The 18,277-nt window shown below is 68.8% G+C and carries 18 protein-coding genes and 2 riboswitches; of the genes, 8 read left to right on the forward strand and 10 right to left on the reverse strand.

The genetic code is table 11. The features are described 5' to 3' along the window. The first annotated feature begins 54 nt into the window (after nt 1-54). Together LDO15_RS20750 and pabB are read left to right on the forward strand one after the other, a co-directional pair. Nucleotides 55-627: a low molecular weight protein-tyrosine-phosphatase gene (locus LDO15_RS20750; protein WP_223981969.1), complete on the forward strand. Its 573-nt coding sequence runs from the start codon at nt 55-57 to the stop codon at nt 625-627. Further along, complete coding sequence (gene pabB / locus LDO15_RS20755) at nt 624-2,690, forward strand: aminodeoxychorismate synthase component I (protein ID WP_223981972.1); 2,067 nt, start codon at nt 624-626, stop codon at nt 2,688-2,690. The genes LDO15_RS20750 and pabB overlap by 4 nt, the downstream gene beginning before the upstream one ends. 39 nt (nt 2,691-2,729) lie before the next feature. On the opposite strand, the gene cls is transcribed toward pabB, so the two are convergent. Then, nucleotides 2,730-4,202 (reverse strand): cardiolipin synthase, encoded by a 1,473-nt coding sequence (cls, locus tag LDO15_RS20760; RefSeq protein ID WP_223987587.1) that lies wholly within the window; start codon nt 4,200-4,202, stop codon nt 2,730-2,732. 97 nt (nt 4,203-4,299) lie between these two features. Between cls and LDO15_RS20765 the strand changes: the two genes are divergently transcribed. After that, nucleotides 4,300-5,268: an aminodeoxychorismate lyase gene (locus tag LDO15_RS20765; protein WP_223981975.1), complete on the forward strand. Its 969-nt coding sequence runs from the start codon at nt 4,300-4,302 to the stop codon at nt 5,266-5,268. Between the two features lie 71 nt (nt 5,269-5,339). Here LDO15_RS20765 and LDO15_RS20770 read toward each other — a convergent pair whose 3' ends face one another. Next, nucleotides 5,340-6,299, reverse strand: a complete 960-nt coding sequence (locus tag LDO15_RS20770; RefSeq protein WP_223981976.1) for a hypothetical protein — start codon at nt 6,297-6,299, stop codon at nt 5,340-5,342. A gap of 368 nt (nt 6,300-6,667) precedes the next feature. Further along, a riboswitch (SAM riboswitch) is annotated at nt 6,668-6,782 on the forward strand. A 36-nt stretch (nt 6,783-6,818) separates the two neighbouring features. Here LDO15_RS20770 and LDO15_RS20775 point away from each other — a divergent pair. From LDO15_RS20775 to LDO15_RS20785, 3 genes are read left to right on the forward strand one after another with little or no spacing between them, the layout of a single operon-like run. Further along, entirely contained in the window at nt 6,819-7,130 is a 312-nt protein-coding gene (locus tag LDO15_RS20775; RefSeq protein ID WP_223987589.1) for a DUF1737 domain-containing protein, read from the forward strand. Then, a complete protein-coding gene (locus LDO15_RS20780; protein WP_223981979.1) occupies nt 7,127-7,546 on the forward strand; it encodes a rhodanese-like domain-containing protein in 420 nt (139 codons plus the stop codon). Before LDO15_RS20775 ends, LDO15_RS20780 begins: the two co-directional genes overlap by 4 nt. Beyond that, nucleotides 7,547-8,755, forward strand: a complete 1,209-nt coding sequence (locus LDO15_RS20785; protein WP_223981980.1) for an O-succinylhomoserine sulfhydrylase — start codon at nt 7,547-7,549, stop codon at nt 8,753-8,755. Between the two features lie 83 nt (nt 8,756-8,838). Here LDO15_RS20785 and LDO15_RS20790 read toward each other — a convergent pair whose 3' ends face one another. The 5 genes from LDO15_RS20790 to LDO15_RS20810 all read right to left on the reverse strand — a co-directional run bounded on the left by LDO15_RS20790 (nt 8,839) and on the right by LDO15_RS20810 (nt 14,962). Beyond that, entirely contained in the window at nt 8,839-10,014 is a 1,176-nt protein-coding gene (locus LDO15_RS20790; RefSeq protein ID WP_223981983.1) for a glutamate--cysteine ligase, read from the reverse strand. A 121-nt stretch (nt 10,015-10,135) separates the two neighbouring features. Continuing rightward, nucleotides 10,136-11,659 (reverse strand): UDP-N-acetylglucosamine 1-carboxyvinyltransferase, encoded by a 1,524-nt coding sequence (locus LDO15_RS20795; protein ID WP_223981986.1) that lies wholly within the window; start codon nt 11,657-11,659, stop codon nt 10,136-10,138. Nucleotides 11,660-11,776: 117 nt separating this feature from the next. Continuing rightward, nucleotides 11,777-12,580, reverse strand: a complete 804-nt coding sequence (locus LDO15_RS20800) for an energy-coupling factor transporter transmembrane component T (protein ID WP_223981988.1) — start codon at nt 12,578-12,580, stop codon at nt 11,777-11,779. Next, nucleotides 12,577-14,250 carry an ABC transporter ATP-binding protein gene (locus LDO15_RS20805; protein ID WP_223981991.1) on the reverse strand — a complete coding sequence of 558 codons (1,674 nt, stop codon included), beginning with the start codon at nt 14,248-14,250 and terminating at the stop codon, nt 12,577-12,579. Before LDO15_RS20805 ends, LDO15_RS20800 begins: the two co-directional genes overlap by 4 nt. A gap of 64 nt (nt 14,251-14,314) precedes the next feature. After that, nucleotides 14,315-14,962, reverse strand: a complete 648-nt coding sequence (locus LDO15_RS20810) for an ECF transporter S component (protein WP_223981993.1) — start codon at nt 14,960-14,962, stop codon at nt 14,315-14,317. Between the two features lie 66 nt (nt 14,963-15,028). After that, a riboswitch (TPP riboswitch) is annotated at nt 15,029-15,172 on the reverse strand. A 187-nt stretch (nt 15,173-15,359) separates the two neighbouring features. Between LDO15_RS20810 and LDO15_RS20815 the strand changes: the two genes are divergently transcribed. Then, entirely contained in the window at nt 15,360-15,905 is a 546-nt protein-coding gene (locus LDO15_RS20815; RefSeq protein ID WP_223981996.1) for a heme-degrading domain-containing protein, read from the forward strand. Here LDO15_RS20815 and LDO15_RS20820 read toward each other — a convergent pair. Then, complete coding sequence (locus tag LDO15_RS20820) at nt 15,902-16,669, reverse strand: DUF4386 family protein (protein WP_223981999.1); 768 nt, start codon at nt 16,667-16,669, stop codon at nt 15,902-15,904. The genes LDO15_RS20815 and LDO15_RS20820 overlap by 4 nt on opposite strands. Before the next feature lie 118 nt (nt 16,670-16,787). Here LDO15_RS20820 and LDO15_RS20825 point away from each other — a divergent pair, with 118 nt between their 5' ends. Next, a complete protein-coding gene (locus LDO15_RS20825) occupies nt 16,788-17,051 on the forward strand; it encodes a DUF4235 domain-containing protein (protein WP_223982002.1) in 264 nt (87 codons plus the stop codon). Nucleotides 17,052-17,071: 20 nt separating this feature from the next. Here the strand turns inward: LDO15_RS20825 and LDO15_RS20830 are convergent, their stop codons facing one another. Together LDO15_RS20830 and mnhG are read right to left on the reverse strand one after the other, a co-directional pair. Next, a complete protein-coding gene (locus tag LDO15_RS20830; RefSeq protein WP_223982005.1) occupies nt 17,072-17,848 on the reverse strand; it encodes an ion transporter in 777 nt (258 codons plus the stop codon). Between the two features lie 72 nt (nt 17,849-17,920). Further along, entirely contained in the window at nt 17,921-18,274 is a 354-nt protein-coding gene (gene mnhG, locus LDO15_RS20835) for a monovalent cation/H(+) antiporter subunit G (RefSeq protein WP_263428406.1), read from the reverse strand. Between the last annotated feature and the right edge of the window lie 3 nt (nt 18,275-18,277).

An 18,277-nucleotide genomic window follows, 5' to 3' on the forward strand; every position in this document is an offset into this window, starting at 1 on the left:
AACACTGCGGGGGTTTCGGCTAGCCAAGAGGGCCGGGATCGTTCATGCTTAGCTATGACCTCAATGTCGAGCCAGTACCGGATCATCGCGGTCTGCACCGGAAACATCTGCCGGTCTCCGATGGCCGAACTCATGCTGGCGGAGGCATTCCGGGCCGTGCGCCTCACGGGGGCCGTGGTCGATTCCGCCGGCACCACCGCGTATGAGGCCGGCCGGCCCATCGATCCCCGGGCCGCGCGCAAACTTACGTCCCAGAACATCGCCTCGGACCGGCACGTGGCCCGCGAATGGCGCCCCGAATGGTTCGTCAGCCGTGAACTGATCCTGGCCCTCGACGTCGACCACTACGGCTGGCTGCGGCAGGCGGCGCCGGACCGCGAGTCCCTGGCCAAAATCCGCATGCTCCGCAGCTTCGATCCCGCGGTGGCGGACAAGGACCCGCTCGAGCAGGGCATCGAGGACCCGTGGTACGGCGGCCACACCGACTTCGACACCACGTGGAACCTCATCCGGGCCTCAGTGCCCGGGATCGTGGAGCACGTGCGCGCCGAGCTGCAGCGGCTGGACGGGCAACATCACGGCAGCGATCAGCCCAACGCACAGCACCGGGTACGCTCTATTTCATGAGCCCCGTACCCGTCATCATCGCAATCGACGGGCGGTCCGGTTCCGGCAAGACCACCCTGGCCATCGAACTGGCGGCGCGGCTCCGGGAACACCACAAAGTCTCACTCTTCCACCTTGAGGACATCTACCCCGGCTGGAACGGGCTTGTGGCCGGGATCGAACGCTACGTCACCACCGTGCTGTCCCCATTGCGGCGCGGGGAGCCCGCGGAATGGGTCAGCTGGGACTGGGAGCGGCACTACGACGGCGAGGTCCGCACCACGCGCCCGGCCGAGATCGTTCTGGTGGAGGGCGTCGGCGCCGCCGCGGCCGCAGCACGCCCCCTGCTGGACGCCGTGATCTGGGCGGATTCCTCCGACGCCGAGCGCCGGGCCCGGGCGCTGGCCCGGGACGGCGGGACCTACGAGCCCTTCTGGGATCAGTGGGCGGCCCAGGAAGCGGAATGGCTGGCGGCCGACGACGTCCCGGCAAGCGCCGACGTTCACGTGCTCAACCGTGCAGACGGCGCGGCCCCCGACGACGTTCTGCAGGCCCTGCAGTACCTTCCCGCCGTCGGCCCCGCACTGCTGCCCGAACTCGCCGCCCGGGACGGCCAGGAGTTGCGGGCAGAACGGATCGACGCCACGCCCGATGCCGGCCGGCTGTTCGCAACGCTCTTCGGCAGCTCAACGAATGCAGTGTGGCTCGACTCCTCGCTGGACCCGGCAGGCCTTGCCCCGGAAGCCGCGAAGCGCAGCCGCTTCAGCATCCTGGCCGACGACGGCGGCCGCTTCGGCCAGGCGGTCCGGCACAGTTCCGGCCTGACCCGAGTCAGTTCGGGCCAGGCCACCGTGACCACCGACGGCCCGTTTTTCCGCTGGCTCGACGGCGTCTGGGGGCGCCGGGCGCTCCGCGCCCCCGAGGGCTATCCGTGCGAGTTCACGCTGGGCTGGCTCGGGTACCTCGGCTACGAGCTCAAACGCGAAACCGGCGGCACCGACGTGGCCGCCACCACGCCGGACGCCTGCCTGATCTTCGCCGGCCGGGCCGTGGTCCTCGACCACGCGGCGGGCACGGCCTGGCTGCTGGCCCTGGACACCCCCGACGCCGCGGACTGGCTCACCACGGCCCGCGGGGCGGTGGCGGCCGCCTCGGCGCACGGCTCCCCTGCTGCGGACACCCCGGCACCGCCCGCCGCACCGCCGCGCTTCAGCGCCCGCGACGCGGAAGCCGGCTACAAGGCGAAGGTTTCCGCGGCCCAGCGTGAAATCGCGGAAGGCAACACCTACGAGGTCTGCCTGACCACCGCACTCACGGCTGTCACATCCGCGGGACCGCAGGGCGTGGGGGAGCACGGGATGGATCCGTGGCGGACCTACCTGGAGCTGCGGCGCCGCAACCCGGCCCCCTTCGCCAGCTATCTGCGCTTCGGCGAGCTCACAGTGGCGAGCACGTCGCCGGAGCGATTCCTGCAGCTGGCTGCGGACGGCAGGATGCGCGCCGAGCCCATCAAGGGCACGCGCCGCCGCGATCCGGCACCCGGGGCGGATGCGGCTCTGCGGCAGGAGCTGGAAGCATCGGCCAAGGACCGCGCGGAAAACATCATGATCGTGGACCTGCTGCGCAACGACCTGAGCCACTTCGCCGTCCCGGGTTCGGTGGCGGTCAGCCGGCTGTGTGCGATCGAGAGCTACGCCACGGTGCACCAAATGGTGAGCACCATCGACGCCCGGCTGCGGCCCGGGACGCCGCGCGCTGAGGCAGTCGCCGCCTGCTTCCCCGCCGGCTCGATGACCGGCGCCCCGAAGGTCAGCACCATGGCGATCCTGGACCGGCTGGAGGCGGCACCGCGGGGCGTATACTCCGGGGCGATCGGCTATTTCTCCCTGAACGGCTCCGCCGACCTTGCCGTGGCGATCCGGACCCTGGTGACGAGGATGCTCGGCGACGGTACCGCGGAACTAAGCCTCGGCGTCGGCGGGGCCGTCACCGCCGACTCGACCCCGCAGGAGGAGTACGAGGAAATCCGGACCAAAGCGTTCGGCGTCCTCTCGGCGCTCGGAACCGCATTCCCGCAGGGCTGAGTAGCCTCACGGCTGTCGGCGTGCTGCCTGCCGCCACGGCTACTGCAGCGTCGCCGAGAGACGCGCGACGTTGTCCACGTATTTGACGCCCATCGGACGTTTCATCCAGTCCTCGAGCGTCAATTCGCGCGAAATGCCCCGGTAGGTGTCCTCCACGGCGCTGATCCGCCGCACGATGTCCTCCCCCAGGAGCATCACCGAGACCTCAAGGTTCAGCGAGAAGGAGCGCATGTCCATGTTGCTGGAACCCAGCACGGCAACCTCGTCGTCGATCGTGAAGTGCTTGGCGTGCAGCACGAACGGGGCCTTGTAGAGGTAGATCCGCACCCCGGCTTCAAGCAGCGCCTCGTAGTAGGACTGCTGGGCGTGGTGGACCAGGAACTGGTCGCCCTTTTCCGAGACGAAGAGTTCGACGTCCACTCCGCGCTGCGCCGCCGTCGTCACCGCATACAGCAGCGAGTCATCCGGGACGAAGTACGGGCTGCAGATTGAGATCTTGCGCTGCGCCGAGTAAATCAGCGTGTTGAAGAGCCGCAGGTTGTTTTCGGTGATGAAGCCGGGGCCGCTGGGCACCACCTGGGCGGTGATGTTCCCGGCGTGAAGTTCGGGCCGGTGCGCGAGCTGTTCCTCGATGGACTCGTCGGTCTCACTGAGCCAGTCGGTGGCGAAGACGACATTGAGCGTGGTGACGATCGGCCCGCGAAGGCAGGCCATCAGTTCGACCCATTCGCGGCCGATCTTGCGGTGCCGCGGGTTGTTGTAGGAGGGCTCGATCAGGTTCTGCGATCCGGTAAAGGCGATCTCGCCGTCGATCACCATGATCTTGCGGTGGTTGCGCAGGTCCGGCCTGCGCCACTGCCCCTGCAGCGGGTTGAGCGGCAGCATGGGCCGCCAGCGGATCTTGCTGGCGTTGAGCCGGGCGATCAGCCTGCGGTAGCCCTTGATGCGAAGCGTGCCGAGGTGATCGAAGAGGACACGGACCTCGACGCCACGCTCGGCGGCTTCTTCCATCGCGGTCAGCAGATCGTCCGTGACGTGGTCCGAGCTCATGATGTAGAACTCGGCGTTGACGAAGGACTTTGCGCCGCGGACCGCCTCTGTCATCGCCTTGATGGAGTCTGGGTAGCCGGGCAGGAGCTCCACCTGGTTGCCGTCCACCATCGGCAGCGAGCCCAGCGTCTTGTTCAGTTCCGCGGCGGACGCCACCCATTCGGGTCCGGCGTAGCCGCTTTCCAGCATCGCCAGTTCCGAGGTCCCGGCGCGCACCCGGGTGTTCACCGCGTCCTGCTGCGCGCGGCGCTTGCGGGAGAGCCGGAAGTTGCCGAACAGCAGGAACAAGGCCAGGCCGATGGTGGGGACAATGAAGATGCCCAGCAGCCAGGCCATCGCGGTGGTGGGGCGCCGGTTTCCGGGGATGATGCCCAGTGCCAGCACGCGGATGGCGGAGTCGATCACGGTCAGGATCAGAATTGCCCAGGACGGTAAAGTTTCCGCCAGCGGAAATGGCCACAGCACAGGCGAACCCCTCAAAGTACAAGGCCCGCGGAACAGTTCCGGAACGGGCAACGTGCAAATCCTATCCCGGGACCTCCGAGACTAAGCTGTAGCCATGACCACTCCTGCCCCTGTTCCTGCGCCCGCGACCGTTCTGGTCTTCCTGGACCCGGCGTTCGACGGCGGCCGCGTTGCGGACGCGTCGAAGCCGCAGCTGATGGCCACGGACCTGGGCGCCACCCGCGGCGACGGCGTTTTTGAATCACTGCTGGCTGTGGGCGGCCGGCCGCGCAAGATCCAGGCGCACCTGACCCGGCTGGCCGGCTCCGCCCGCCTGCTGGAGCTGGACATTCCCGCCGAGGACGTCTGGCGCCGGGCCGTGGATACCGCCATCAGCGAGTACCGGCGCCAGGATCCTGCCGTGGCCGCGGCCGGCGGCACGGCCCGGGACGAGGTCGTGGTGAAGCTGCTCGTCACCCGCGGGCCGGAGGGCGCCGCCGCCCCCACCTGCTGGGTCCAGGCCTCCGCCCCCGCGGCCGCGGGCCGCCGCCAGCGCGAGACCGGAATCGACGTCATCCTGCTGGACCGCGGTTACGACAGCGAAGTCGGCGAGCGCGCCCCCTGGCTGCTGCTCGGCGCCAAGACCCTCTCCTACGCCGTGAACATGGCCGCGCTGCGCTACGCGCACCAGCATGGCGCCGACGACGTCATCTTCACGTCCGCGGACGGCCGGGTTCTGGAGGGGCCGACGTCGACCGTTCTGCTGGCGCACCTGGAAACCGTGGACGACGGTGCCGGCGGCGTCCGCACGATCCGGCGGCTCATCACGCCGCAGCTGGACAGCGGCATCCTGCCGGGCACCTCGCAGGGCGCCCTGTTCACCGCCGCCAAGGCGGCCGGCTGGGAGCTGGGCTATGGGCCGCTGGAGCCGAAAGACCTGCTGGATGCCGACGCCGTCTGGCTGATCTCCAGCATCCGGCTCCTGGCGCCCGTGAACCACATCGACGGCCAGGAAATCGGCACCCCGGAACTGCGCCGGCAGCTCACGGCCGAACTCAACGCCCTCTTCGCCACCATCGAATAGCAACGCGGGGTCACTTACGGCCCGTCCCGCCGCCCGACACGGGCCGTAAGTGACCCCGCGTTGGCGTTTGCTCAGCCCAGGGCATCCGCGGGAACTGCAGGGCACCGCCGGAAGGATGCCGGGTTGAACGCCGGGAGCATGAAGGTTGCCAGCACGGCATCGAGCAGTTCCGGTGCCCAGGTGCTGTTCTCGCCCAGAGTCGCGCAGACGCCCAGCACCACGGGGGTTCCGTCGGCGCGGCGGCGGATCTGGACCTGGACCGGCCCGGTCAGCCCCAGCGTGCGGACGGCGGCCAGGCCGAGCTTGCGCACATCCCTGGCCTCGGCCGCCGGAACCCTGCGGCTGACTTCGTCGCTGCCGGCACGTCCGTACGGGGTCTTCGTCTTCTCCAGGACCACGGCCACGGGCGCCATCGCGTTGCGGGCCGGGGTGCCGAACACCAGGGCCACGTAATCGGCGCCCGGGATGAACTCCTGGACCAGCTGACCGGCCGCCATGTTCTGCCAGCATACGGACGCGGTCCCGGCCAGCAGGTGGACAGCACGGGAGCCTTTGAAGACCCGCTGTTTGACCACGACGGGGCCGTTGAGGGCGGCGAGGGATGCCGGCGCGGCGGCGAGGTCGCCCGGTACCGCGAAGCGGGGCACCGGAATGCCCGCTGCCTGCAACGCCCAGGCCGTGAACAGGCGGTCGTTGGCGAGGGCCACCGCGGCGGGGTCGCCAACGATGATCCGCACGTCCTGGGCGAATCCGGCGCGGGCCGCGGCCAGGACCGGAAGTTCCGCGGTGAGGGTCGGAATGATGACGTTGATGGCTTCCCCGTCCACCAGCCGGCGAAGGTCCAGGACCATGTCCGGGTCCGTCGCCGGCAGGAGCCTGACCGCCGCCGCAGCGGGGCCGTCGTCGGCCTGACGGGTGTCGGCGCGGGCGTCGGAGCCGAGACAGGGGATGCCGCGGGCGGCGAGCTGGGCCGCGACGGCGCGGCCGGCGGCGCTTGCGATCCCGGTAACCAGTACACGCGGGCCCATCATTGCTCCATTCCGCCGTCACCTGCCGGGCCGCGGTTGCGGCTCCGGCCGTTTCCCGGCCGCCGATTCACAGACAATTTGACAGATGAAAAGCTTGATCGCCGTCACTTTCGTTCACAGACATCGTGATGCGCAGACAACGTGATGCATGAACTATGCGACACCGGCCGACGCATCGGTCCGGTCTCCCCAGTACACGGCGCAATGTCCCGGCGCGCACGAGTGGGCAGTACCCGAAACTGGAACCCGGCACTACTCGCCTCTCCGTCGCCTGCACCGCGCTCCCTCTGACCCCGGCCGTGGGGGTCCGGTTACGGAACATGACGACGGCGGCGGTGCGGGCCGGCGTCGTAGGTGTTACGTTTTTGGGGAGTAATGAGAACCGGTGCCAAGCCCTGACTGGCCGGTCGGCAACCCTCCCTTTCGCGGCGGGGTGCCTCAGGTGAATACTCGGCATATCGACCATTCGAGCTGCAAGCGTGAAAGAGGAGATCCGTCGTGCCCGACCCGTCCACCCCCGCTATACCCGACACAGCAGCCGCCCCCGGCACAGCCCCCGGTACGGCATCCGCCGGCGAGGAGAAGCTGGCCTACCGCCTGTTCACCGGCGCCGATGACCGCGCCTTCTGCGAGCGTGTGTCGACCGCCCTGGCCGAGGGCTATGTCCTGCACGGAAGCCCCGCCGCCACGTTCAACGGCAGCACGGTGATCGTGGCGCAGGCACTGGTCCTGCCGGCCGCGATTGCGAGCGCGGACGCCGCCGTGGCCAACGCCGTTGACGAGCTCGACACCGACGAGTTCGGCGCCGACCAGGCATTCGAGGGCCACGCATGAGCTACGCCGGAGACCTCAGCCCGCAGGAAGCGTGGGACAAGCTCGAAGCCGGAGCCATCCTGGTGGACGTCCGGACCGAGGGCGAATGGGCCCACATCGGCGTCCCGGACACTGCGCCGGCAGGCGGCAGCCGAAACGATCCGCTCTTCATCCAGTGGACCCTCGCCGGCGGCGTGCCGAACCCGCACTTCGTGGAACAGCTACAACAGCAGGCACCGGAGACCGCCGCCGTCGAACTTGTGTTCCTGTGCCGCTCCGGCGCCCGGTCGATCGCCGCAGCGACGGCCGCGACGGCCGCCGGCTACACCTCCTACAACGTCCTTGAGGGCTTCGAAGGCGAGACTGACCGGCTTGGCGAACGTACCGTCAACGGCTGGAAGAACCGCGGCCTGCCCACCAACCTCGGAAAGATTTAAGTGACTTTCAATCCCGACGCCGCCGGCTGGTCCGCCGACACCCAGGCCGTCCGTGGCGGCCTTGACCGCACCGGCTTCCAAGAAACCACCGAGCCGATCTTCCTCAACTCGGGCTTCGTCTACGAGTCCGCTGCCGCCGCCGAGCGCGCCTTCACCGGGGAGGACGAGCGCTTCGTCTACTCCCGCTACGGCAACCCGTCGGTCGCGACCTTCCAGGAGCGGCTCCGGCTGCTCGAGGGCACCGAGGCGTGTTTTGCGACCGCGTCGGGCATGTCCGCCGTCTTCACCGCCCTGGGCGCGCTGCTGGCGGCCGGCGACCGGGTCGTCGCCGCCCGCTCGCTCTTCGGCTCGTGCTTCGTGATCCTCAACGAGATCCTGCCGCGCTGGGGCGTCGAGACCGTCTTCGTCGACGGCCCGGACCTGGATCAGTGGCGGTCCGCGCTCTCGGAGCCGACGACGGCGGTCTTCTTCGAGTCGCCGTCGAACCCGATGCAGGAAATCGTGGACATCGCCGCCGTCAGCGAACTGGCGCATGCGGCAGGCGCCACAGTGGTGGTCGACAACGTCTTCGCCACCCCGCTCCTGCAGCGCTGCGGCGACCTCGGCGCGGACGTGATCGTCTACTCCGGCACCAAGCACATCGACGGCCAGGGACGCGTGCTCGGCGGCGCGATTCTGGGCACCAAGGAATTCATCGACGGGCCCGTCAAGCAGCTCATGCGGCACACCGGGCCTTCGCTCTCCGCCTTCAACGCCTGGGTCCTGACCAAGGGCCTGGAGACCATGGCCCTGCGCGTCAACCATTCCTCCGCCTCCGCCCTGCGGCTGGCCGAATGGCTCGAGGGACAGCCAGCGGTCAGCTGGGTAAAGTACCCGCTGCTGCCCTCCCACCCGCAGCACGAACTCGCGGTGAAGCAGATGAAGGCCGGCGGAACCGTGCTGACGCTGGAGCTGTCGCCCTCCCCCGGGCGCACCGCCAAGGAGGCCGCCTTCGCGCTCCTGGACGCGCTGCGCATCATCGACATCTCCAACAACCTTGGCGATTCGAAGTCCCTCATCACGCACCCTGCCACCACGACGCACCGCGCCATGGGCCCGGAAGGCCGTGCGGCGATCGGGCTCAGCGACGGCGTGGTGCGGCTTTCGGTGGGCCTGGAGGACGTCGAGGACCTAATCCGCGACCTCGGCCAGGCGCTCAAGCAGGTCTAGGGCCGATCCCCGCCGCGAGATCGCAGTTCGCGGCAGTTTGCCCGCATGACATTGCCGCGAACTGCTGCCTCGGCGGGCTCCGCTCAGCCCCTGCGGGCCCTGCCCAGGGACGATCCTTCGCCGGCGGCGGTCCCCTGCGTCGTGACTTCGACGGCCCGTTCGACGACGGCGGCCAGGCCGCCGTCCCGGAACGGCCCCCGCTGCAGCTGCGAGCCTGTGCCCTCTGCCAGGATCCTGTCGACACCCTCGCGCACCAGCTCCAGCTCGCCCTGTTCCTCCAGTACGGGGGCCACGAAGTCCACGAGCGCCCTGACCACCTCGGCGGCCGGGGCGGGGGTGAAGGTTCCGAAGTCCAGCAGCTCCCCGCGCAGTCCGCAGTTGCTGGCCTGCCAGGCGGCCATCCGCAGCAGCAGCGTGGGCACCGGGGCGGGGTCGACGCCGTCGTTCCATTCCCGCGACGCCGATTCGACCAGGGCGCGCACGATCACGGCGATCAGCGCCGCGTCCTCGGACCGCAGGCAGACATCGGCGACCCTGACCTCCACGGTGGGGTGCTGGCGGCACAGCCGCGCATCGAAATAGATCATCCCCTCATCCAGCAGGACGCCGCTTTCCACCAACCGGGTCACCACCCGCCGGTAGATCGGCAGGCTGCCGAAGATCATCGTGGGGCCCGAGCCAGGCCAGCGGTTCCATGCCTGGGTGCGGTAGCTTTCGAATCCGGTCTCCGCGCCGTTCCAGTACGGGGAATTTGCGCTGAGGGCGATCAGCACGGCCAGCTTGTCGCGGATCCGGTCCATCACGGCCACGCCTTCCTCCGGGGTCTCCACGAAGGTGTGGACATGCAGGCCGCAGGTCAGCTGGTTCCGGACTGTGAGCCCGAAGCGTTCCTGCATGGTCATATACCGCTGCTTCGGCGTCAGGTGGGTGGCGGCGCCTTGGGGCGAGGTCGCCAGCGCGGCAACCCGTCCGCCGTGCGCCCGGGCGGCGCGGTCCGCGAGTGCCCGGCCCTGCCGCAGCTGCCGGAGCAGCTCCGGGTAGTCCAGGCACGGCCGCGTCTGGGTCTCGATCTGTTCGAGCTTGAGTTCGTAGCTGAAGTCGGCGCCGCCTTCGTGGACCGGCTGCTGTCCCGCGAGAACCCGGGCGGCGGCCTGATTCGGCGGCACCAGGCTGGGCAGCATGAGGTCGGCGAGGGCAAGCAGCATCCCCGATTCGGGGTCCACTATCAGCAGTTCTTCCTCCACGCCGAAGGTGCGCATGAATCTATTGTGCGTCAGGATCCGCCGAAACGCCCTACACCAACGCGGGGTCACTCCGCGCCCATGCCGCCCCTCCGGACGGGCGCGATCTGACCCCGCGTTGCTTGGGATCAGTCTGGGATCAGTCCTGGAAGTACTCGATTTTCGCGCCGATGGTGTTAAGCCGCTCCGCCAGGTCCTCGTAGCCGCGCTCAATGACATAGATGTTCCGCAGCTCCGAGACGCCTCGGGCCGCCAGCATGGCCAGCAGCAGGCAGGCGGCGGGGCGGAGGGCCGGCGGGCAGCCCACCTCGGCGGCACGCCACTTGGTGGGCCCGTTGACGTAGATCCGGTGCGGGTCGAGCAGCTGCACCTGGGCACCCAGTTTGTTCAGCTCGGTCAGGTAGATGGCCCGGTTCTCGTACACCCAGTCGTGGATCATGGTCTGGCCGTGGGCGTTGGCGGCAATCACCGCGAAGAACGGCAGGTTGTCGATGTTCAGGCCGGGGAAGGGCATCGGGTGGATCTTGTCCTCCGGTGCCCCCAGCTCCGAGGGCCTGGTGGTGACGTCCACCAGGCGTGTGCGGCCGTTGCGGGCAAAATACTCCCCGGAGACCTCGAGCCGCTGTCCCATCTGCTCCAGCGTGGCGAGTTCAATTTCCATGAACTCGATCGGGACCCGGCGGATGGTGACTTCCGAGTTCGTCACGATGCCGGCGGTGATGAGGCTCATCGCCTCGATCGGGTCCTCGGACGGGAAGTATTCGATGTCGACGTCGATTGACGGGCGGCCGGTGATCTTCAGGGTGGTGGTGCCGACGCCCGCGATGTCCACGCCGAGCATCTGCAGGTAGAAGCAGAGGTCCTGCACCATGTAGTTGGGGCTGGCGTTGCGGATGATGGTGGTGCCGCGCCGGTGGGCCGCGGCCATGATGGCGTTCTCCGTGACGGTGTCGCCGCGTTCGCTGAGCACGAAGGAGCGGTCGTGCCCGTCCGACGGCGGCGCCTGGACAGCGTAGAACCCGGACTTCGCCTCCACGCTCAGGCCGAACTGGCGCAGCGCCTGCATGTGCGGCTGGACCGTGCGGGTACCGAGGTCGCAGCCGCCGGCGTAGGGCAGCCGGTAGGTGTCGGCCTCGTCCAGCAGCGGGCCCAGGAGCATGATGACGCTGCGGGTCCGGCGCGCGGCCTCCACATCCGTGGAAGCCAGGTCCAGGACGGCCGGGCGGCGGATCTGGAGGTCGTTCGCGTTGAGCCAGGTGCATTCGACGCCGATGCTGGTCAGCACCTCCACGATCCGGTTGACTTCCTCGATCCTGGCCAGCCGGCGCAGCGTAGTGGTGCCGCGGTTGATGAGGCTGGCGCACAACAGCGCGACGCCGGCGTTCTTGCTGCTGTTGACGTCCACGGCGCCGGAGAGCGTCCGGCCGCCCTCGACCCGGAGGTGGGTCATCTGGGGCCGGCCCACTTTGACGATGCTGTGCCCGACGATCGTCTCCAGCCGCTGGATCATCTTCAGGCTCAGGTTCTGCTTGCCCTGTTCCATCCGGGCGATGGCGCTCTGGCTGGTGCCCAGCTCGGCGGCGAGTTGTCCCTGGGTCCAGCCCTTCGCCCCGCGCGCTTCGCGGAGCAGGAGGCCTACGTGTTCAGCAGTCGGTTGAGTCATGCCCCGAAAATATCACGGATGATTTATTAACCCCGGGCATTCCCGCCGGAATGCCGTTAATGTCACAGGGATACCCGCATCATGCGATAAACGGCGTAGCCACCGTGGCGGGCCCGGCTACTGGCGTGCGAGGAAGACGAGATTCCAGGTGCCCGCGCCCAGGGCTGCGGCCGCGGCGGCTGCCGCGATGCCAAGCCCGCCCAGCAGCACCCAGACATCGAGTCCGCTGAACGTGGACGGCCTGGCCCAGGTCCGCGTCGCGCCGCCGAACCCGCGGGCCTCCATGGTCACTGCGAGCCGGGACGCGCTCCGGATGGCCTGCACCAGCAGGCCGAAGCTCTGGCCCAGGGTGGCGCGGAACCGCTGGTAGGGGTTGCCGCTCGAGCCGACGCCGCGGGCGCGCCGGGCCATCCCGATCGTCTGCCACTGCTCGGCCATGATCCCGACCAGCCGCATGGCCGCCAGGGTGCCCAGGACGAACCGGTGCGGCAGCTTCGCTTTCTGGGCCAGGGCGTCGGCCAGGTCCGTGGGGTCGGTGCAGCTCATGAGCAGCACCGCCGGCAGCGCGATCGCAAGCCCGCGGAGCATGAAGCCGATCCCCAGCTGCAGCGAGCCGGCGCTGATGGACCAGATCCCGGCGTCGAACAGGACGGATCCGGCGTCGGGCGCAAGGATAGCGGTGCTCCAGCCGCCCAGCGCGGCCGCGAGGATCAGCGGCCAGCCGCGCTGCCACAGCAAAGCCAGGGTCAGGCCGGCGAGCGGCAGGAGCAGCAGCTCGAAGGCCAGCGCCACGGACGCCGAAACCCAGTCAATGGACAGTGCCAGGACCAGGGTGATCAACGTGACCGCGGTGAACTTGGCGAGCGGGTTGGCCCGGGTCAGCAGTGCATGGTTGCCGCGGAGGCTGAGTGCGTCCCTCATGGCGAAGCCCCCTCCGGAAGCTCAAGGTCCGGGGCGGGCGCGCCGGCCGCCGCTGCGGGGGTGTGGAGGCGGAGTTCGGTGCCGCCCAGGACGGCGGAAAATTCGGCGTCGTGCGTAACGGAAACCACCGCGGTGCCGGCGTCGAGGAGTTCGGAGAGGAAGGAGGCGAGCTCCGCCCACGTGTTGGCGTCCTGGCCGAAAGTGGGTTCGTCCAGGACCAGCACCTGCGGATGCGCCGCCAGCACCGTGGCCACCGACAGGCGCCGCTTTTCGCCTCCGGAGAGCGTGTACGGGTTGGCCTCCACGAGTTCTGTCAGCCGCAGCCGCTCCAGGAGCTCGTCCACGCGTTCCTCGCCGTAGCCGAGGTGGCGCGGACCGAACATGAGCTCGTCCAGGACCCGGCCGGTGACGAACTGGTGCTCGGGTTCCTGGAACACGGTTCCGATCCTGGCGATCAGCTGCTGGGCCTTCCACCGGTACGGATCGGTTCCGGCACCCTCGCCTTGGCGGCCAGTGCCGCGACCAGTGCCGAGACCAGTTCCGCGACCATTGGCGTGACCACTCAGCCCCGGCGGGGCCGAGACTGTCCCCGCCACGGGGCGCAGGAGCCCGGCCATCGTCAGGGCCAGGGTCGACTTCCCCGAGCCGTTCTGCCCGGTGATGGTCAGGGCCTCGCCGGCGCGGACCTGCGTCGAGATGCCGGACTGCACGGGACGCGGCGCAATGCTGCGGAAGCCCCCGCGCAGCCCGGCCCGCCGCGGCCGCTCGCGGGACACCGCGAGTCCTTCCGCCGCGAGCAGGAGCTGTCCTGATGCCGGGGCCGTCCGGGTCCGTGTCGCCGGAACGTAGCCGGGCACCCAGACGCCCGCACCGATGAGCATGTCCCGCGCCTCGGCCAGGACCCGGTCCGGCGGGCCGTCGATCAGTACCGCGGAGTCGGTGGCGGAACCGGGCTGCAGCACCACGATCCGGTCCACGAGGTCTTTCCAGACCGCCACCCGGTGCTCCACGACCACCAGGGTGGCGCCGGTCTTGTCCAGGCAGCGGCCCACGGCATCGCGGACTTCCAGGACGCCGGCGGGATCGAGGTTGGCGGTCGGCTCGTCGAGCAGCAGCAGCCCCGGCCGCATCGCAAGGATCCCGGCGAGCGCCAGGCGCTGCTTTTGTCCGCCGGAGAGCGCCGACGTCGGGTGGTCCAGCGGCAGCCGGCCCAGCCCGACGTCGTCGAGCGCCTCACGCACCCGGGGCCAGATCTCCGCCGCCGGGACGGACAGGTTCTCCGCCCCGAACGCGACGTCGTCGCCGAGGCGGGAAAGCACCACCTGGGTTTCCGGGTCCTGCTGCACGAGCCCGGCGCGGCCGCGCCGGGACCGTGGCGGGGCGCCGTCAATGAGCAGGCTTCCGGTCTCGTCAGAGTCCTCGGCATCGCCGGCGCCGCCGGAATCGCCGGCCGGCCCCGAGGCGCCCGACGCGCTGTCTCCCAGCACGCCCGCCAGGGCGTGGAGCAGCGTCGATTTGCCCGCGCCGGAGGGGCCCAGCAGGAGCACACGCTCCCCCGGCCGGATGTCCAGGTCAAGGCCGCTGACCGCGGGCCGGGGCCGTCCGGCGTGCCGCCAGCCCCAGCCGCGGGCCGTGACGGCGGCCGGCCGGACGCCCGGTGAGGATGTCATGAGTCGTTTGCGCCGTTCACGAGGGGTTCGAGGAGGGGTTCAGGTGTGGGTTCGGGAGCGGGGTTCAGGAGAAGACGGGCTCCGTGGCGGCCTTGCGCGAGGCAAAGGATCCCAGCACCCCGGTCTTGGCCAGGCCGCGGGTGGCCAGCCAGGACAGGCCGCCGGCAATCACGGCGCCGGAGATGGTCGTGAAGACGATGTAGGCGAGCTTGTCGCCGGCTTCGTAGGCGATGTTCCAGCCCCACGGCAGGAAGGAATCGTTCAGGCCGCAGAACAGGCCCGCGCCGGCACCGGCCAGCAGGGACACCGGCAAGTTGAACTTCTTGTACAGGAATGCCGCGAAGACCAGTTCCGCGCCGAGGCCCTGCAGGACGCCGGAGATCAGCACCGTGGTGCCGTACTGCGAACCCATGATGAGCTCGCCCGTGGCCGCCACGGTCTCGCAGAAGAGCGCCGCGCCGGGCTTGCGGATGATGAGCATGCCCAGCACCGCCGGGATCATCCAGCCGCCGGCGTAGAGTCCGGTGAGCGGCGGGTAGAGCGCGTTGATGGGGGTCGAAATCAGGTTGGCGCCCTGGGACCAGGCCCAGAAAATGACGCCGCCGGCCACGGCGATCAATGCGGCCACCACGATGTCCACCACGCGCCAGGTGTAGTTGCGCCGTGCGGATGAGCGGCTGGCGGAACCATGCTGTGCTGAAATATCTGTCATGTCGTCCTCCTGAGGAACAGGAGGGGAGGGTGCTCCGGCCGGCTTCGGCTTCCGCCGCCCTCCGCGCACCCTGAGAACTCGACTCCCTTGCGCCGGTACTAACCGGATCAGGTTCGAGGGTCTGCGGCTGTCCGCACTCTCAGCGCCCACCAATGGTTTCCCCGGATTTTTCCGGCGATGCCCGACGGCGGCGCTCCCCTGTCGTATCTAAAATCGCCCTTGTGGGCGTTGCCAAGTTTACACCCGGACCGCCGGGTTTTCAGCGGTGTGCTGTCATAATGCGGACCGGGTGCTGAAGGTCCCCGCGGCCGGAACCGCCCCTCTTGGTAAAGTCGACGTGTCGGACACCCGGACCCGCCAGCGGCGGCCTCGTCACCCATCGGAAAGCTGGATCATTTTGACGCACGCACCAGCCACGCCAGACCCCTCCGGGGAATACGACCCCGACTCGAGCGAGCCGCAGCCGCCGGGATCACTGGCGGCCCTCATCGGCCGCGTGCTGGCCGAAATGGAGTCCCTCCAGTTCGCATCCTTCGGCAAGGACGACGCCCTGGACCTCGGGCTCCTCCTGGTCGAGCTGGGCCGGCAACGCTCGCTGCCCATCGCCGTCGACATCACCAAAGGCGAACAGGTGCTCTTCCACGCGGCCCTGGCCGGCGCCACACCGGACAACGAACGCTGGATCAACGCGAAGAAGCGCACAGCCCAGCGGTACGAGGTCCCCTCCCTGCTGGTGGGTCTCCGGGCCCGCGCGGCCGGCGGGAGGATGGAGGACAACGCCTGGTGGGACCAGAGCGAGTTCGCCGCCCACGGCGGGGCGTTCCCCATCTACCTGCGCGGCACGGGGGCCATTGCGGTGGTCACCGTTTCCGGGCTGCCCCAGAAGGCGGACCACGATCTCGTCGTCGAGGCTCTGCGGACGGTCCTCACCCCGGAGGGTTAGTCCCCGGTTCCGCCGCCCGCGCGCGGCGTTCGCCGGGCCAGCCGGAGCAGCGCAATCCCCACGGCCAGGAACCAGGCCCACATCAGGAGCCCGTACGCCAGGTAGAACGACGGAACGGCCTGCCGGAGCGCCTCGGCAATCACCCCCGCTGTTCCCGTGGCCACTCCCAGCCACGCCACCGCGCGGGGCAGCACTCCCTTGAGCATGACCAGTGAGATCAGCAGGATGCCGAGTGCGGACAGGACGCCGACGACGGCGGGGGTGTTGTTCTCGGCGATCACCGTCTCCGCCGCGGTGGCATACCGGAGCCGGGCGGCGGCGTCGTAAGCGGCAGTGCCGGACGCCGCGGCGTACCGGTCGCTGAGGTAGACCAGGATCAGCGATCCCCGGCTCGTGACGGGAACGGCGAGGAACATCGCCCACGGCAACGCGCCAACCACCGTGGCCAGCAGGGCCAGACTCTTATTGACCGGGGCGAGCGCCACAAAGAGGGTCACGAACACCAGCACCGGAAGAATGTTGGACACCGTCCACAGGAGCTGTTCGGCGACATAGATCCCCTTGTTCCTGGCGATGAACTCCAGCGTTTCGGCACCACCGTGGACCGGCGGCGGGGCAAGGAAGTCAAGGAGCAGGGCCAGAACCAGCAACCCAATGAACACCACGGCGGAGATGCCCGCCCAGAAGTACAGCTGGCGCCAGCTCTGGCCATCCGTCGCGGCGCCCCGGACAGGGCCGAGCGGGCGGGTGCGGGGCTGGTCCATGCTTGAAAGTACGTCCGGCGGACGCCGCGGGACAGGGGCGTTGGCCCTGTCTGGACCGCCGGGCAAGGAACGCTAGGCTAGGGACAGTCCTGTTTCCTCCCGCAAGGAGTCACGAAGAATGAACCTCTTCATCAAACTGTTCGGCGCCGGCGTGAGCCTGCTGGCCGGCTATGTCGGCACCAAACTCGTTGACACCGTCTGGGAGAAGTCCACGGGCAACAAGCCGCCCAAGGACCACGACGACGACGTCCCCACCACGCTGCGCTCGGCATTGACCTTTGCGCTGATCTCGGCATCCGTCAGCGCCATCATCCAGGTGCTCGCCAACCGCGGCACCCAGCGCGCGATCACCCGCTTCGCCAAGAACCAGGACATCGTCTAGCCGGGGCGTTTCAAGGACGTTCACTGGGTCGGATCGACGAGCAGCTTTCTGATCTCGGTAAGCTTGGCTTCGGATTTTTCGAGCCGCAGGCGGAGCCCCTCGACCGTCGCGCTGGTGTCGGCCGGCTCAACGGCCGGTGCCGGTCCCTTCTTGGTGGGAGACAGGAAGAAGTTGGCCAAGTAACCGGTGAATGTGCCGAAGATGCCGACGCCGATGACGATGATGCCTGAACCGATGGCACGGCCCGCATCGGTGACCGGATACTGGTCACCGTATCCAACTGTCGAGATGGTGACGATCGTGTACCAGAGGGCGTCCGAGGCGGTCGTGATGTTGGCCCCTGGGGCGCCCTGTTCAACGCGGAGCATCGAGAGGCTTCCGAATTCCAGCACGAAAATGCCCATGAGCAGCAGTATGTACAGTGAACTGCCGGCCCGGTCCTTGCTCAGCGCGCGGCCGATCGTGCGGATTCCGACATCGCGGAGCAAGCGGTACACCCGGATCAGCCGGAAGATGCGCAGGATCTTGAATTGCTCGAAAGGCATGCTGGCCAAGAGGTCGGCCCAGCCAAAGTGCTTGAAGAAATAGGCGCCCGGCGACGGCGCGGTGACGATCCGGTAGATGAAGTCGGTAAGGAAGATTACGCTGAAAACGGCGTTCATCACGGTGAGCACAGTGTCGAGCGATTTCTCCTGCACGACATACAAGAGCATGATGTTGACGATCGACAGGATCGAAAGGATACCGATGAAGATCTCGTATCCGATGCTCTTCAGTTCACTGCGTTCCTTGGTCATGTGAGGATTCTGGCACGTAAGCATCCGCGGAACCGACATTTTTTTCGCCCGGGCCCGACGGTGGCCGCCGGCTCATCGGCGGGCGTCGCCGTCCGCTCCGTGCTTGCCGGCCGCCTGCTGGGCGGCCTTCTGGACCACGGCTTCGAGTTCGTCGGCGCTGAGCAGCTCCGGGTGCAGGTGCTTGGTCCGGTAGCCGGCCCGGCCCACCATGTGGGCCGAGACGGGCACGGTCAGCAACTGGAAGAGCCAGGCCACCACCAGGACCGGCCACACCCACCATGAGCGCATCTGCAGGCCGAGGGCCGCCAGCAGCAGGAACAGGCCAAGGACCTGCGGCTTGGTGGCGGCGTGCATCCTGCTCATGAGGTCCGGGAAGCGCAGCAGCCCGACGGCGGCGGCGAGGGACATCAGCGCGCCGACAATCATGAA

Source organism: Arthrobacter sp. NicSoilB8 (genome assembly GCF_019977355.1).
GTDB lineage: Bacteria > Actinomycetota > Actinomycetes > Actinomycetales > Micrococcaceae > Arthrobacter.

What these genes read in the sequence shown, in the direction of transcription:
- LDO15_RS20750 (WP_223981969.1), top strand. Translation starts at nt 55, where the DNA reads ATGACCTCAATGTCGAGCCAGTACCGGATCATCGCGGTCTGCACCGGA.
- pabB (WP_223981972.1), top strand. Translation starts at nt 624, where the DNA reads ATGAGCCCCGTACCCGTCATCATCGCAATCGACGGGCGGTCCGGTTCC.
- LDO15_RS20765 (WP_223981975.1), top strand. Translation starts at nt 4,300, where the DNA reads ATGACCACTCCTGCCCCTGTTCCTGCGCCCGCGACCGTTCTGGTCTTC.
- LDO15_RS20770 (WP_223981976.1), bottom strand. Translation starts at nt 6,299, where the DNA reads ATGATGGGCCCGCGTGTACTGGTTACCGGGATCGCAAGCGCCGCCGGC.
- LDO15_RS20780 (WP_223981979.1), top strand. Translation starts at nt 7,127, where the DNA reads ATGAGCTACGCCGGAGACCTCAGCCCGCAGGAAGCGTGGGACAAGCTC.
- LDO15_RS20790 (WP_223981983.1), bottom strand. Translation starts at nt 10,014, where the DNA reads ATGCGCACCTTCGGCGTGGAGGAAGAACTGCTGATAGTGGACCCCGAA.
- LDO15_RS20795 (WP_223981986.1), bottom strand. Translation starts at nt 11,659, where the DNA reads ATGACTCAACCGACTGCTGAACACGTAGGCCTCCTGCTCCGCGAAGCG.
- LDO15_RS20800 (WP_223981988.1), bottom strand. Translation starts at nt 12,580, where the DNA reads ATGAGGGACGCACTCAGCCTCCGCGGCAACCATGCACTGCTGACCCGG.
- LDO15_RS20805 (WP_223981991.1), bottom strand. Translation starts at nt 14,250, where the DNA reads ATGACATCCTCACCGGGCGTCCGGCCGGCCGCCGTCACGGCCCGCGGC.
- LDO15_RS20810 (WP_223981993.1), bottom strand. Translation starts at nt 14,962, where the DNA reads ATGACAGATATTTCAGCACAGCATGGTTCCGCCAGCCGCTCATCCGCA.
- LDO15_RS20820 (WP_223981999.1), bottom strand. Translation starts at nt 16,669, where the DNA reads ATGGACCAGCCCCGCACCCGCCCGCTCGGCCCTGTCCGGGGCGCCGCG.
- LDO15_RS20825 (WP_223982002.1), top strand. Translation starts at nt 16,788, where the DNA reads ATGAACCTCTTCATCAAACTGTTCGGCGCCGGCGTGAGCCTGCTGGCC.
- LDO15_RS20830 (WP_223982005.1), bottom strand. Translation starts at nt 17,848, where the DNA reads ATGACCAAGGAACGCAGTGAACTGAAGAGCATCGGATACGAGATCTTC.
- mnhG (WP_263428406.1), bottom strand. Translation starts at nt 18,274, where the DNA reads ATGATTGTCGGCGCGCTGATGTCCCTCGCCGCCGCCGTCGGGCTGCTG.